This is a genomic window from Pseudomonas sp. GW101-3H06, from assembly GCF_059424605.1.
Window position 1 is genome coordinate 5,564,302 of the sequence record NZ_JBWKZO010000001.1, and the last position, 13,544, is coordinate 5,577,845.

The following is a 13,544-nucleotide window of genomic DNA, read 5'->3' on the forward strand; positions in this document are numbered from 1 at the left end:
GCTCTTCATTAGCGATGGGCGCTAGGTGCGGCTAGTGCACGGGCGGCGGCGACATCCGCGTTGATCGCCGTTTTCAGCGCCTCCAGAGAGGCGAAACGCTGCTCTTCGCGCAGCTTGTGGTGGAAAACCACCGTTAAACGCCGGTCATACAGATCGCCGGCAAAATCTAAAAGATGCACTTCCAGGTGGGCCTTGCCATCACCTTGGACCGTGGGCCGCACGCCGATGTTGGCGACGCCGGGCCAGGTCTTGCCGTCGATCTCTACGTTAACCAGGTAAACCCCGGTGAACGGCACGCGACGGCGCTTGAGTTGTATATTGGCGGTGGGCGTACCCAGCTGCCGCGCGAGTTTCTGGCCGTGCAGCACGCGACCTGCGATACGGTACGGGCGACCGAGCAGACGCTCGGCCAGGACAAAGTCGGCAGCCGCCAGCGCATTACGCACCTGAGTACTGCTGACCCGGATGCCGTCGAGTTCGACGGTCTGCGCCGCTTCGACAGTAAAACCCTGCGTGACGCCGGCCTGTTGCAGGAAATCGAAATCCCCTACCCGGTCACAGCCAAAACGGAAGTCGTCGCCCACTTCAAGGTGTTGCACGCCGAGGCCGTCCACCAGAATGGTATCGACGAACGCCTTGGCGCTGAGCTTGCTCAGACGCTGATTGAACGCCAGGCACAAGACCCGGTCGACGCCTTCGGCCGCCAGCAGCTGCAGTTTATCCCGCAGGCGGGCCAAACGCGCAGGCGCCGTGTCCGGAGCGAAGAATTCCCGTGGCTGCGGCTCGAAAATCACCACGCAGCTGGGCACGCCCAATTCGAGCGCACGCTCACGCAGCCGCGCCAGGATAGCCTGGTGGCCACGGTGTACACCGTCAAAGTTGCCAATAGTGGCGACGCAGCCCCGATGCTGGGGGCGCAGATTGTGGAGGCCTCGAACCAGCTGCATAACGCGCTTCTTGCTCATAAAGTGGTCGATTATAACCACACCCGGCGGCCGACGACAGGCAACACCGTATGCCAAAGTAATCGAGCCGACAAAAATGCCGGCCCGCCCACGTTTTTTCTAAATAGTTATCGAGGTTTTATCCTCAGCCCAGCGCCTTGCGATTGAAGTCGCGCAAACGGAAGCCCATCAACACTAACATGCCGAAATAAGCCACCACACCCGCGACCACCAGCGCGCCCAGGCGCAGGAAGCGCTCAAGCATCTGCCCCTCGCTCCAGGCCGGCATGAAATGCATCCCGACCAGCAACACACCAGACATCACCGCCACCGCAACTACCAGTTTGAAGCCGAACTTCGCCCAACCCGGTTGCGGCTGGTACATCTGCTGCTTGCGCAGTTGATAGAAAAGCAACCCGGCATTGAGACAGGCCCCGGCACTGATGGCGAGCGCCAGGCCAGCGTGGGCCAGGGGACCGATCAGTACCAGGTTGAACAGCTGCGTGACAATCAGGGTAAAAATCGCGATTTTTACCGGAGTCCGGATGTTTTGTTGCGCATAAAAGCCGGGAGCCAGCACTTTGATCACAATAATTGCGAGCAAACCGACCGAGTAGGCAATCAGCGCCCGCTGGGTCATCGCCGCATCGAAAGCATTGAACTGACCGTACTGGAACAGTGAAACCGTCAGCGGTTCGGCCAGAATCCCCAACGCCAGAGCGCAAGGCAACACCAGCATGAAGCAAAGGCGCAGGCCCCAATCGAGGATTCGAGAATACTCATGACGATCTTTACTGGCGTAAGTCTTGGCCAGCGTCGGCAGCAGAATCGTCCCCAACGCCACGCCCAATACGCCGGACGGCAACTCCATCAAGCGATCGGCGTAGTACATCCAGGACACGGAGCCGGCGACCAGGAACGAGGCAAATATAGTGTTGATGATCAGCGAAATCTGACTCACCGACACACCGAGAATCGCCGGCAGCATCTGCTTCATCACTCGCCAGACGCCGCTGTCGCGCAGATTCAGGCGCGGCAGCACCAGCATGCCGATCTTTTTCAGGTGAGGCAGCTGATAGAGCAACTGCGCCAGGCCACCCACCAGTACTGCCCAGCCCAGCGCCATCACCGGCGGATCAAAATACGGCGTCAGGAACAGCGAAAAGATGATCATGCTGACGTTCAGCAGGGTCGGCACAAAGGCCGGCACCGAAAAACGGTTCCAGGTGTTGAGGATCGCGCCCGCCAGGGACGACAGGGAAATCAGCAATATGTAGGGGAAGGTCAACCGCAACAGGCTGGTGGTGAGCTCGAACTTTTCCGGCGTGTCGGTGAAACCCGGTGCCGTCACCCAGATGACCCACGGCGCGGCAAGCATGCCCAGCGCCGTAACCAGCGCCAGCACCAGCGTCAACAGGCCCGAGACATAGGCAATGAACGTACGCGTCGCCTCGTCCCCTTTCTGGCTTTTATATTCGGCAAGAATGGGCACGAACGCCTGGGAAAACGCCCCCTCGGCGAAGATGCGCCGCAACAGGTTGGGCAGTTTGAATGCGATAAAGAAGGCGTCGGTTGCCATTCCTGCGCCGAATGCGCGCGCAATGAGGGTGTCACGGACGAATCCGAGAACCCGGGAAAGCATCGTGATAGAGCTGACGGCGGCCAACGATTTGAGCAGATTCATTGAAAGAGTTTGTGCCTGTCGATAAACAGCAGGCGAACTACGCGCCTACTTGTGCGATACTCCGCGCCGCAACAGCACAGAGCCAAAGCTCGCGAGTTTACAGGTCACACGCCGGAAAGAAATATCCCGTCGCACCACGCCTACCACTTAGCGGAACGTTTCAAGCGCCCTTGACAAGACTTCAACTCATCGGCATGATTCGCGGCCTATTTTGTTTGCTATTTCCTAAAAAGTCTTTCGAGGAGCTCGACGGTGGCCAACTCACCTTCCGCCAAAAAACGTGCAAAACAGGCTGAGAAGCGTCGCAGCCACAACGCCAGCCTGCGTTCCATGGTCCGTACCTACATCAAAAACGTAGTTAAGGCCATCGACGCAAAAGACGCTGCCAAAGCACAAGCTGCTTACGTTCTGGCTGTGCCAGTTATCGACCGCATGGCCGATAAAGGCATCATCCACAAGAACAAGGCTGCTCGCCATAAGAGCCGCCTGAATGGCCACGTAAAGGCCCTGAACGTTGCCGCTGCTGCCTAAGCGACACGCTCATTAAAAAACCGACCTCAGGGTCGGTTTTTTATTGCCTGTGATTGGGTGAATTCGACAAAAAAATGTGGGAGCGAGCCTGCTCGCGAAAGCGGCGCATCAGACACATGAATGCTGAATGTGCCGCCATCTTCGCGAGCAGGCTCGCTCCCACAGTGCATCTTCGCGAACTTCGGATTACTGGGTGCTCGCCCACGGTAAAATCGGAATCGCCGTCACCGCATTCTGCGGACTGCCCTCAATCAAGCGATCGCTGTAGACCAGATAAACCAGCGTATTGCGTTTCTTATCAAGGAAACGCACCACCTGCATGGTTTTGAACACCAGGGACGTGCGCTCCTTGAAGACCTCGTCACCGTCCTTCAGCTCCCCCTTGAACTTGATTGGCCCAACCTGGCGACAAGCGATGGAAGCCTCGGCACGATCTTCAGCCAACCCCAAGCCACCCTTCACACCACCGGTCTTGGCACGCGACAGGTAGCAGGTCACACCCTCGACCTTCGGATCATCAAACGCCTCAACCACGATCCGGTCGTTCGGCCCAACGAACTTGAACACCGTCGACACTTGGCCAATTTCCTCGGCCGAAGCCAGCAGCGGCATCGCCAGCAGCAGCCCCAACAATCCTTTTGCCACTCGCATTCAGGTATTCCTTCAGACCAGGATCAGGTTATCGCGATGAACCAGTTCCGGCTCCGCCATGTAACCCAACAGACCGACAATCGCATCAGACGACTGACCGATGATTTTTTGCGCTTCCAGCGCACTGTAGTTGGCCAGGCCACGCGCAATCTCTCGACCGTCCGGCGCCACACATACCACCATCTCACCACGACGGAAGCTGCCCTGAACCAACTTCACCCCCACCGGCAGCAAACTCTTGTTGCCTTGGGAGAGCGCCGTCACCGCCCCCGCATCCAGCACCAGCGTGCCACGGGTTTGCAGGTGCCCGGCCAGCCACTGCTTGCGGGCCGCCAGCATGCCGCGCTCAGGCGAAAGCAAGGTACCGATGCGCTCGCCCGCCCTGAGGCGATCCAGCACACGCTCAAGGCGCCCACCAACAATGATGGTATGCGCCCCGGAACGCGCCGCCAGACGCGCCGCACGCAACTTGGTCTGCATGCCGCCACGCCCAAGCGCACCGCCGGTACCACCAGCCACCGCATCAAGCGCCGGGTCATCGGCACGCGCCTCGTAAATCAGCTGTGCGTCCGGATTGTTGCGCGGATCGGCGTCGAACATGCCATCGCGATCCGTAAGGATCACCAGCAGGTCCGCCTCGACCAGGTTGGCCACCAACGCCGCAAGGGTATCGTTGTCGCCAAAACGGATTTCGTCCGTGACCACGGTGTCGTTTTCGTTGATCACCGGAATAACCTTCAGCTCCACCAGCGCGCGCAAGGTGCTGCGGGCATTCAGGTAGCGCTTGCGGTCGGACAGGTCGTCGTGGGTCAGGAGAATTTGCGCAGTGTGCCGACCATGCTCGGCAAAGCTCGACTCCCAGGCCTGCACCAACCCCATCTGGCCGATTGCAGCAGCGGCCTGGAGTTCGTGCATCGCACTGGGTCGCGAAGTCCAGCCCAGACGGCTCATGCCCGCCGCCACCGCCCCGGAGGACACCAGCACCAGCTCGACACCCGCCTCATGCAAGGCCACCATCTGTTCAACCCAGACACCCATTGCCGCGCGATCCAGGCCCTTGCCGTCCGCCGTCAGCAGAGCGCTGCCGATTTTTACGACCCAGCGCCGCGCACCTGTCACCTTGCTCCGCATCATCTTCAACCTTAGCTTGAGGACAGCGCGACCTAGCACTGCCCGTGACGTTATTCGTGGTTATTCGTGACCAACGATCGATTTTCAGATACTAAAACGCCGCTCGATTGAGCGGCGCTTAAGTTTATCGCAACGAATCAGTCACGCACGTAAATGATTTCCGGACCGTCTTCGTCATCCACATCTTCTTCATCCCAATCATCGTCACCGATGTCGTGAACCGACTTCACGCCACTGCGACGCAGGGCACGCTGGTCATCCAGCGCCTGCAACTGGGCACGGGCTTCATCTTCGATGCGCTGATCAAGCTCGGCCAACTCTTCCTTGTAGGCCGGGTCGTTAGCCAGGCGATCAGCACGATCCTCCAGATAACGCATGATGTCGTGACACAGACGCTCGGTGTTTTGCTTGGCGATGGCCGAGATCACGTAAACCGGACCCGTCCACTCCAGACGATCAACGATTTCCTTGACGCGAGCATCGTGCTCTTCATCGAGGATCTGATCGCACTTGTTCAACACCAGCCAGCGATCACGCTCAGCCAGGGACGGGCTGAACTTGGTCAGCTCGCTGACGATCACTTCAGCCGCCTCGGCAGCATCGGTTTCATCCAGCGGCGCCATGTCGACAAGGTGCAACAGCAGACGCGTACGGGACAAGTGCTTGAGGAAGCGAATCCCCAGACCCGCGCCATCGGAAGCACCTTCGATCAGACCCGGGATGTCCGCAACCACGAAGCTTTTCCAGCGGTCGACGCTGACCACACCCAGGTTTGGCACCAGCGTAGTAAACGGATAGTCGGCAACTTTCGGCTTGGCAGCCGACACCGAACGGATAAAGGTACTTTTGCCGGCGTTCGGCAAGCCCAGCAGACCAACGTCCGCCAGCACTTTCATTTCCAACTTGAGATCACGCTGCTCGCCCGGCTTGCCCGGCGTAGTCTGGCGCGGCGCGCGGTTGGTGCTGGATTTGAAACGGGTGTTGCCCAGACCGTGCCAGCCACCATGGGCAACCAGCAGCTTCTGGCCGGCCTTGGTCAGGTCGCCAATCACTTCCTGGGTCGCGGAATCGATCACGGTGGTGCCGACCGGTACGCGCAGCACCAGATCCTCACCTTTTTTGCCGGTGCAATCGGTGCTGCCGCCGTTGGAGCCACGCTCGGCATCGAAGTGCCGGGTGTAACGATAGTCCACCAGGGTGTTGAGGTTTTCGTCGGCGATCATGTAGACCGAGCCGCCATCACCGCCATCACCACCGTTCGGACCACCGTTTTCGATGAATTTTTCGCGACGGAAACTCATGCAACCGTTACCGCCGTCGCCAGCCTTTACTCGGATCGATACTTCATCAACAAACTTCATAACACAACGCCTCTCGCCATACGGACGAGCCGAAAAACACTAAGACATAAGACTCTTGCAAAAATGAGCGCAGCGACCTCAATCAACGACCGCACAGTCCAGCGCGCCGACAGCCCATACAAACAGTTTTGCAAGAGACTCACCCCACAAACGAAAAAGCCCCGTCGCGAGACAGGGCTTTTCCAGCGATCGCGCAATTAAGCCGCGACAACGCTCACGTAACGACGACCGAAGGCGCCTTTTACTTCGAACTTGATCACGCCTTCGACTTTAGCGAAGAGGGTGTGATCTTTACCCATGCCAACGCCGTAGCCAGCGTGGAATTGGGTGCCGCGCTGACGCACGATGATGTTGCCTGCTTTGATAGCCTGGCCGCCATACATCTTCACGCCAAGGCGTTTGGCTTCTGAGTCGCGACCGTTACGGGTACTACCACCAGCTTTTTTGTGTGCCATGAGTTCAATTCTCCTAGTGAGGAATTAGGCTGTAATTAAGCCTGAATACCGGTGATTTTGATCTCGGTGTACCACTGGCGGTGGCCCATACGCTTCATGTGGTGCTTACGGCGACGGAACTTGATGATGCGGACTTTATCGTGACGACCTTGGGAGATCACTTCAGCCACAACGGTAGCGCCAGCAACAACTGGAGCGCCGATATTCACGTCGTCGCCATTGGCAACCAACAGAACGCGATCAAAGGTAACGGATTCGCCGGTAGCGATTTCCAGTTTTTCGATCTTCAGGTATTCACCCGGGGCGACCTTGTATTGCTTGCCGCCAGTAACGATTACTGCATAAGACATGGTATTTCTCCGATAATCCTGCTCACCCAGCTCTTTATAAGAAGAGGTATTGGCTGGCATGGCTGCATGGGGCTGGAAGGCCCGCTTGCAATTGCGTAAGGCAGGTGCTGCCCAGGAAGTTCAGGGTGCGCGATTGTACGCAAGGCACGAGCGCCTTGCAATAGGCCGTCCATCGCGCCTTGACAGGCCCGGACGTGGGTCCTAGCATGCCGCGCAACCCTTCTGGAGCGACTGTCGCTGATGCAACCCCAAGCTTTCTACCGCGCGGTCGCGGACGATTTTAGCGCCGTCGACGGCATCATCAAGAAGCAGCTGACTTCCCGAGTGCCGCTGGTATCGAAAATCGGCGATTACATCACCTCGGCCGGCGGCAAACGCCTTCGACCTTTATTGGTGCTGCTATGTGGCAAGGCCCTGGGTCGTGAGGGCGATGACCTTCGCCTCCTGGCCGCGACCATCGAGTTCCTGCACACCGCGACCCTGCTGCATGACGATGTGGTCGACATGTCCGGCATGCGCCGAGGCCGCTCGACCGCCAACGCCATGTGGGGAAATGCGCCCAGCGTACTGGTGGGCGACTTCCTGTACTCACGCTCGTTCGAAATGATGGTCGAGCTGGGCTCCATGCCGGTCATGAAGATTCTTTCGCAAGCCACGCGCATCATCGCCGAGGGCGAAGTGTTGCAGCTGTCGAAGGTTCGTGACGCCAGCACCACCGAAGAAACCTACATGGAAGTCATCCGCGGCAAGACCGCGATGCTCTTCGAAGCTTCGACCCACAGCGCCGCGGCGTTGGCCGGCGCAACGCCTGAACAGAGCGAAGCGCTGCGCACCTTCGGTGATCACCTGGGTGTGGCGTTCCAACTGGTCGACGACCTGCTGGACTACAAAGGCGACGCTGAAACCCTGGGCAAGAACGTCGGTGACGATCTGGCCGAAGGCAAGCCGACCCTCCCGCTGATCTACACCATGCGCGAAGGCACGCCGGAGCAGGCAGCCCTGGTACGCAAGGCGATCCAGAAAGGCGGCATCGAGGACCTGGAAAGCATTCGTGCAGCCGTGGAAGCCTCGGGTTCGCTGGAGTACACCGCAAAGTTGGCCCGCGACTATGTAGCCCGTGCGATCAAGTGCCTCGACGCGCTGCCGGCCAGCGAATATCGCGATGCGCTGGTCGAATTGAGCGAGTTTGCGGTCGCCCGCACACACTGACAGCAACATCCCCAGTGGCAGCAAGCCTGCTCGCGAAAGCGGACTTACAGTCGACATCTGCGTTGAATGTTAAGTCGCTATCGCGAGCAAGCTCGCTCCCACAGGTTTTTTCGGTCCTGCCCTCTTTCGCCTAAAACCCTATATAATGTGCGCTTTTTAGCGATCCTGAATCCAAGGAGCCTTAGTGAGCACGTTGCCACCCTGCCCGAAATGCAATTCCGAATACACCTATGAAGACGGCGCCCAACTGATCTGCCCCGAGTGCGCCCACGAATGGTCCGCCGGCGGCGAAGCCGAAGCGGTGTCCGATGATGCGGTGAAAAAGGATTCGGTGGGCAATGTCCTGCAGGACGGCGATACCATCACCGTCATCAAGGATCTCAAGGTCAAAGGCACGTCCCTGGTGGTCAAGGTCGGCACTAAGGTCAAGAACATCCGCCTGTGCGACGGCGATCACGATATCGACTGCAAGATCGACGGCATCGGCCCAATGAAGCTCAAGTCCGAATTCGTCAGAAAAGTCTGATTTCGCTGCATCCCCATCCCGCGCCCGACGTGGGATGGTGCTTCGCCCTCCCCTGCTCGACCAACCAAGGCTCGCGATAGCTGAACGCCAGTCGTTTTGACTTTGCGCAATCTTTACCCGAAAAAAACCACAATCGGCCAATAGACCCTTGCTATTCCATGAATAAGAATTATTCTCATTGAATCCCAATCCATGGAGATTAGACATGACTTATTTGATCGATGCCTGGCTCGACCGCCCACACCCTTATCTGCGAATCCTGCACCGGGAAACCGGAGAAGTCTGTGCGGTACTTGAAGAAGAAGCCCTGAGCGAACTGCACGATCAGGGTGACCTGGACCTCAATGGCTTGAGTTCCAGCGAGCCCGTGGTGCTCAAGGAGGTGGTGAGAAATCTGTTTCTGTTCTGCTATGCCCGGGCATTGCGCCCGACCAGTGAGCTGCACAACAAGATCGAATTATGAAACACCGTAAACTGTGGGAGCGGGCCCGCTCCGGGCGGCGTTCCGACGAAAGCGGTGTGTCAGGCAACTTGTTGGTCGACTGCAGAAACGCCTTCGCGAGCAAGCCCGCTCCCACATTAGCCCGAGTTCAATTCGGGCCAGGTCTTACAGAACGTCGAGCAGCTCGACGTCGAACACCAGCACGCTGTGCGGCGGGATGCTGCCAACGCCTTGAGCGCCGTAAGCCAGCTCGCTCGGCACGTAAAGACGCCATTTGCTGCCGGCATTCATCAGTTGCAGGGCTTCGGTCCAGCCGGCGATCACGCCGCCAACCGGGAACTCCGCAGGCTGGCCACGCTCGTAGGAGCTGTCGAACACAGTGCCGTCGATCAGCGTGCCGTGATAGTGAGTACGTACGGTGTCTTCACGGGATGGCTTGGCGCCCTCACCCGCAGTCAACACTTCGAACTGCAGACCGGAAGCCAGGGTGGTGATGCCATCGCGCTTGGCGTTTTCAGCCAGGAAGGCCAGGCCTTCGCCAGCGGCCGCTTCAGCTTTGGCTGCAGCTTCGGCCTGCATGATTTCGCGGATCACCTTGAAGCTGGCGGACATTTCTTCCTGACCGACACGGCTTGGCTGACCGGCGAATGCGTCGGTCAAGCCTGCCAGGATCGCGTCCAGGCTGACGCCCGGTGGCGGGTTGTCGCGCAGTTGGTCGCCCAGCTGACGGCCAATACCGTAGCTGACGCGGGTTTCGTCGGTGGACAGATTTACTTCGGACATGACACTGCTCCGCTGTGCGAACGGCCCGGGAAATTGCCGTGCGTGCACAGCCTGTACCCGGAGCGCCCGGAACCAAAAGGGTCAGCAGACTAGCACAGATGCCAATGTGTTGATCAGAGCCGTCAGCGCTGTGGCGCAGAACGTTGTTCGATCGGTACCTTCAGACTTTCATCAATGCCGCCGAGGCCGCACATCTCGTCATGCACCAGGGTGTGCACAAGGTTGAAGTTCAACTTGGGAAAGGAGCGCAGTACATCACGGGCATGCTCCACTGAACGCAGGTGCATCATGTGCCCGTGCGTATCGCTCAATGGATAGGCGGCTCCGTGCATCCGGGCTTCCAGCAGGTAGATCCCGCCTTCCAGCGAGATCAGGTTCAGCTCATCGACCTTCCCGGCGACGGCATACGCATTCAACTCTTGCAGGTTCATGAACACACCTCATGCAGCGAGTCATTTCCTTTACAGGGATATGCCTCGCAGCATCAAAGTACAAGCCACAAATCGAACCGCTCGTCTGTTTGCTCCTGCAACGTCGTGGAATCAGTGCTTGGTGAGCTTGTCCAGATACCCCATGGCAAACGCCGACACCACGAACGTCATGTGAATGATCACATACCACTTCAAATGCTCGGGATCGACGTTCTTGGCGTCCATGAAGATGCGCAGCAAGTGAATGGAAGAAATCGCCACGATCGACGCCGCCACCTTCATCTTCAGGGAAGACGAATCCATGGTGCCCAGCCAGTTGAGCTTTTCCTTGGTGTCATCGATGTCCAGTTGGGAAACGAAGTTTTCGTAACCGGAGATCATCACCATCACCAGCAAACCACCCACCAGCGCCATGTCGATCAACGACAGCAGTACCAGGATCAGGTCTGCTTCGGCCATCGAAAAAACGTTGGGTATGACGTGGAAGACTTCCTGGAAGAATTTCAGCGCCAAGGCCAGCAGCCCGAGGGACAGTCCGAAGTAGATCGGCGCCAGAAGCCAGCGGGAGGCGTACATTGCGTTTTCGATAAAGCGTTCCATTGAATCTCACACGTGTTTTGAAAATGGCCGCGAGTATAACAGCCGCTTGTTACACGCAGAAACCGTCGGGAAATCCGCCACCTGCGCGTGTATGTCAATTTTTTTCTGCTAGTGTCCAAACCATTGACAGCGCAGTGATATCGGACAGGAAACTGGAAATGGATGTGCGATTGCCTTTGACAAGTGCCGGAATCTGCCTGGCTTTGCTGATGAGCGCCTGCTCGCCCGGCGAAGACAAGCGCGAGATCAGCCTTGAGGAGAAGACGGCGCAGTTCGAAAAATCGCTGGATGCAATCACTGACCCGAAACTCAAGGATGCCGTGGCCGAGCTCGGCGGCTCACTCTTACTGCTGGAACGGGCGCAACTGAAGCTCGACAGCAAACCGGTGGTGACCGAATACGGTGAAGATGCCCTCGCCGTACTCAAGCACTACCCCACGCCGCAGGCCCTGGTCGACACTTACATCAACGGCCTGTTCGTGCTGCATAAAGATTCCAGCTCCGATTACCTGACCGACCTGCAACCGGTATTTCCTTTCAACTTCAGCATTCCTGCCGCGTTTCTATTCCCCCATGGCCTGGAATGGCAGTCGGTCACACTGAGCAACAAACGCGTCATCGCCTTTCAGCCGGAATGGTCGGAAACCGATCCCGGCATCCAGCTGAGTCCGTCGAGCTCCAACCTGACCAACCCTGATGACCTGACGGTGACCTACCCGTTCATCGAAGGTCTCGATGTCGACATCAAGAGCCAGCCGCAACCCGTCAGCCTGCAAGGCAAGGTGGAAGTCATTGCGCCACGCCGGCTCTACAGCTTCGATCTGACGAAAAAGGATGTGGGCCAGACTCGCACCAACGACAACCTCAGCGTCACCTTGCTGAAAATGGGCAACAACTACGCGGAAATCGAATTCAACAACAGTGCGCCCCAGGCCCCGGAGATCGGGGAGGCCCCCCTGAACCCGCTGATCGTCCAGGCCAGGGATGCCACCGGGCAGTTTCTCTCGCGGTCCGGCTCGATCAATGAAACCGCGGCGCAAATTACCTTCTATCAGCGACAGTTAGCGAAAATGCAGCAACAGAAGGCCTGGAGCGAGGCGTTCGAAAAACAGCTCGACGAGGAACAGCGCACCTTCGAGAAGCAGCAAACCCACCGGTACTCGAAGGTGTATTTCAACGGACCGATCGACACTCTCGAAGTCAGCCTCCTGGATTTCTCAGCGGTCACGGTCACCCGCAAGGATCTGAACCTGCCGGTGCGGCGCTTTGACCGTCACACCACACAGAAGACCATCCAGCCCCTGGAATTGCCGGTGCTGGTGTATGACGATCAGGCGCCGAGCTGGCTCAAGGGCGCGACATTGACTGAGGAACAACTGAAAAAGGGCGTCATTGTCAGCCAGTCAGTAGAGGACCCGAGCGCTGCGCGAGTGGAGTTCAGTCACCTCAGAAGTTTCAATGATGAATTGCTCGGCACGTCTTTCAATCCTGGTGAAAGCCCGGTCACCTTTTTCACCGAGGACAGCAGCGGCAAACGCGACGAGCCGATCGAACTGCCGGCGCAAGCCTATGAGGTCGACCCCTTGCGCGGCACTATCACCTACGACCTGAACCTGTTCCCGGAAACACCCGCGTATGCGGTGGGCTCCATGCCACTGTTCCTGGCCACAATCGATAAACAGAGCATCGATGCCCGCCAGCTGCCCAAGGGCCTGGAACTCAAAGGCAATGCCCTGGTGGTGGATCTGAAGGTGTTTCCCGAGCAGGACTGGCGGTTTTATGCCAAGGACGATAGCGGTCATTACCTCAAGGAAATTCTTGCGGTCAACCACGACGCCAGCCCTGAAGGCCCCGGACTATTTGCCGTGCATTACTTCTATGGAAAGCCCACGCGCCTGGAAAGCTATCAGCGAACCGACCTCGCCACCGTTCAATATGGTTACGAGGTCAAGCTCGACAAGGCTGACATATCCAAGCTGGACCAGTAGCGCGCCTCAATGCTCTGGCCGGAACTCGAAGCCACCGACATTGCGGCAACGGCCGCCATTGATTTCCCGCAGCTGGGCTTGCAGGTGCAGGCACCATATTTGCGGATCATCAGCCAGTTCGTAGCCGTGAAGGGTCAGGCTTTCAACAATGGTGTCGAGGATGGACTCAGCCACGAAAGGGCCATGAAACGGGCCTTGGGCCTTGATGGCTGAAGGTTGTTCGCCGGCCATCCCGGCGGCGAACAGCAAGGTCCACATGCCCGTATCGCCAGCCAGGGGCTTGATGGCGCATTCGATACGGGTCACAAGACCCAGGCATTGACGGGTGAGGCAGAGGTTGCGCGACATGGCGGCGACCCTCGGTAGATCCGGTATTCAGCCTCCACGGGAAGACTGTCTCGATCCAGTGATTACTGTCGATATCCTTGAGCTGATAATAGAAGAAAAGTTTGACCGGT

At 58.1% G+C, this 13,544-nt stretch carries 16 protein-coding genes; 5 read left to right on the forward strand and 11 right to left on the reverse strand.

Features of this window, described 5'->3' with window-relative positions; all coding sequences use genetic code 11:
- Nucleotides 1-8: 8 nt before the first annotated feature.
- Nucleotides 9-947, reverse strand: coding sequence for a bifunctional riboflavin kinase/FAD synthetase (gene ribF / locus AC07ZE_RS25575; RefSeq protein ID WP_170948725.1), 939 nt, complete (start codon nucleotides 945-947; stop codon nucleotides 9-11).
- A gap of 142 nt (nucleotides 948-1,089) precedes the next feature.
- On the reverse strand, nucleotides 1,090-2,628 hold the full coding sequence (gene murJ / locus AC07ZE_RS25580) for a murein biosynthesis integral membrane protein MurJ (protein WP_207267124.1): 1,539 nt from the start codon (nucleotides 2,626-2,628) through the stop codon (nucleotides 1,090-1,092).
- A gap of 252 nt (nucleotides 2,629-2,880) precedes the next feature.
- Here murJ and rpsT point away from each other — a divergent pair, with 252 nt between their 5' ends.
- The gene (rpsT, locus tag AC07ZE_RS25585) at nucleotides 2,881-3,159 is read left to right on the forward strand and encodes a 30S ribosomal protein S20 (RefSeq protein ID WP_007970922.1); all 279 of its coding nucleotides are present in this window, start codon (nucleotides 2,881-2,883) and stop codon (nucleotides 3,157-3,159) included.
- A gap of 186 nt (nucleotides 3,160-3,345) precedes the next feature.
- Here the strand turns inward: rpsT and AC07ZE_RS25590 are convergent, their stop codons facing one another.
- The 5 genes from AC07ZE_RS25590 to rplU all read right to left on the reverse strand — a co-directional run bounded on the left by AC07ZE_RS25590 (nucleotide 3,346) and on the right by rplU (nucleotide 7,107).
- A complete protein-coding gene (locus AC07ZE_RS25590) occupies nucleotides 3,346-3,810 on the reverse strand; it encodes a CreA family protein (RefSeq protein WP_207267125.1) in 465 nt (154 codons plus the stop codon).
- A 12-nt stretch (nucleotides 3,811-3,822) separates the two neighbouring features.
- The gene (proB, locus tag AC07ZE_RS25595) at nucleotides 3,823-4,941 is read right to left on the reverse strand and encodes a glutamate 5-kinase (RefSeq protein WP_207267894.1); all 1,119 of its coding nucleotides are present in this window, start codon (nucleotides 4,939-4,941) and stop codon (nucleotides 3,823-3,825) included.
- 137 nt (nucleotides 4,942-5,078) lie between these two features.
- On the reverse strand, nucleotides 5,079-6,302 hold the full coding sequence (gene cgtA, locus AC07ZE_RS25600; protein WP_207267126.1) for an Obg family GTPase CgtA: 1,224 nt from the start codon (nucleotides 6,300-6,302) through the stop codon (nucleotides 5,079-5,081).
- A gap of 197 nt (nucleotides 6,303-6,499) precedes the next feature.
- Nucleotides 6,500-6,757 (reverse strand): 50S ribosomal protein L27, encoded by a 258-nt coding sequence (gene rpmA / locus AC07ZE_RS25605; RefSeq protein ID WP_003281574.1) that lies wholly within the window; start codon nucleotides 6,755-6,757, stop codon nucleotides 6,500-6,502.
- Between the two features lie 35 nt (nucleotides 6,758-6,792).
- Nucleotides 6,793-7,107 carry a 50S ribosomal protein L21 gene (gene rplU, locus AC07ZE_RS25610; protein WP_003176051.1) on the reverse strand — a complete coding sequence of 105 codons (315 nt, stop codon included), beginning with the start codon at nucleotides 7,105-7,107 and terminating at the stop codon, nucleotides 6,793-6,795.
- A 240-nt stretch (nucleotides 7,108-7,347) separates the two neighbouring features.
- Here rplU and AC07ZE_RS25615 point away from each other — a divergent pair, with 240 nt between their 5' ends.
- From AC07ZE_RS25615 to AC07ZE_RS25625, 3 genes are all read left to right on the forward strand, one after another.
- Nucleotides 7,348-8,316, forward strand: coding sequence for a polyprenyl synthetase family protein (locus AC07ZE_RS25615; RefSeq protein WP_095196622.1), 969 nt, complete (start codon nucleotides 7,348-7,350; stop codon nucleotides 8,314-8,316).
- 184 nt (nucleotides 8,317-8,500) lie between these two features.
- The gene (locus AC07ZE_RS25620; protein WP_137804295.1) at nucleotides 8,501-8,842 is read left to right on the forward strand and encodes a zinc ribbon domain-containing protein YjdM; all 342 of its coding nucleotides are present in this window, start codon (nucleotides 8,501-8,503) and stop codon (nucleotides 8,840-8,842) included.
- Nucleotides 8,843-9,047: 205 nt separating this feature from the next.
- A complete protein-coding gene (locus AC07ZE_RS25625; protein ID WP_207267127.1) occupies nucleotides 9,048-9,305 on the forward strand; it encodes a PA4570 family protein in 258 nt (85 codons plus the stop codon).
- A gap of 144 nt (nucleotides 9,306-9,449) precedes the next feature.
- Here the strand turns inward: AC07ZE_RS25625 and bamJ are convergent, their stop codons facing one another.
- From bamJ to AC07ZE_RS25640, 3 genes are all read right to left on the reverse strand, one after another.
- Nucleotides 9,450-10,067: a BamJ family beta-barrel-assembly machinery protein gene (gene bamJ, locus AC07ZE_RS25630; protein ID WP_137804297.1), complete on the reverse strand. Its 618-nt coding sequence runs from the start codon at nucleotides 10,065-10,067 to the stop codon at nucleotides 9,450-9,452.
- Between the two features lie 122 nt (nucleotides 10,068-10,189).
- Nucleotides 10,190-10,498 carry a DUF6482 family protein gene (locus tag AC07ZE_RS25635; protein WP_207267128.1) on the reverse strand — a complete coding sequence of 103 codons (309 nt, stop codon included), beginning with the start codon at nucleotides 10,496-10,498 and terminating at the stop codon, nucleotides 10,190-10,192.
- Nucleotides 10,499-10,609: 111 nt separating this feature from the next.
- Nucleotides 10,610-11,098 (reverse strand): TIGR00645 family protein, encoded by a 489-nt coding sequence (locus AC07ZE_RS25640; protein WP_095196627.1) that lies wholly within the window; start codon nucleotides 11,096-11,098, stop codon nucleotides 10,610-10,612.
- 158 nt (nucleotides 11,099-11,256) lie between these two features.
- Here AC07ZE_RS25640 and AC07ZE_RS25645 point away from each other — a divergent pair, with 158 nt between their 5' ends.
- Complete coding sequence (locus AC07ZE_RS25645; RefSeq protein WP_207267129.1) at nucleotides 11,257-13,086, forward strand: hypothetical protein; 1,830 nt, start codon at nucleotides 11,257-11,259, stop codon at nucleotides 13,084-13,086.
- A 6-nt stretch (nucleotides 13,087-13,092) separates the two neighbouring features.
- On the opposite strand, the gene AC07ZE_RS25650 is transcribed toward AC07ZE_RS25645, so the two are convergent.
- Nucleotides 13,093-13,434 carry a PA4575 family protein gene (locus AC07ZE_RS25650; RefSeq protein ID WP_046815727.1) on the reverse strand — a complete coding sequence of 114 codons (342 nt, stop codon included), beginning with the start codon at nucleotides 13,432-13,434 and terminating at the stop codon, nucleotides 13,093-13,095.
- Between the last annotated feature and the right edge of the window lie 110 nt (nucleotides 13,435-13,544).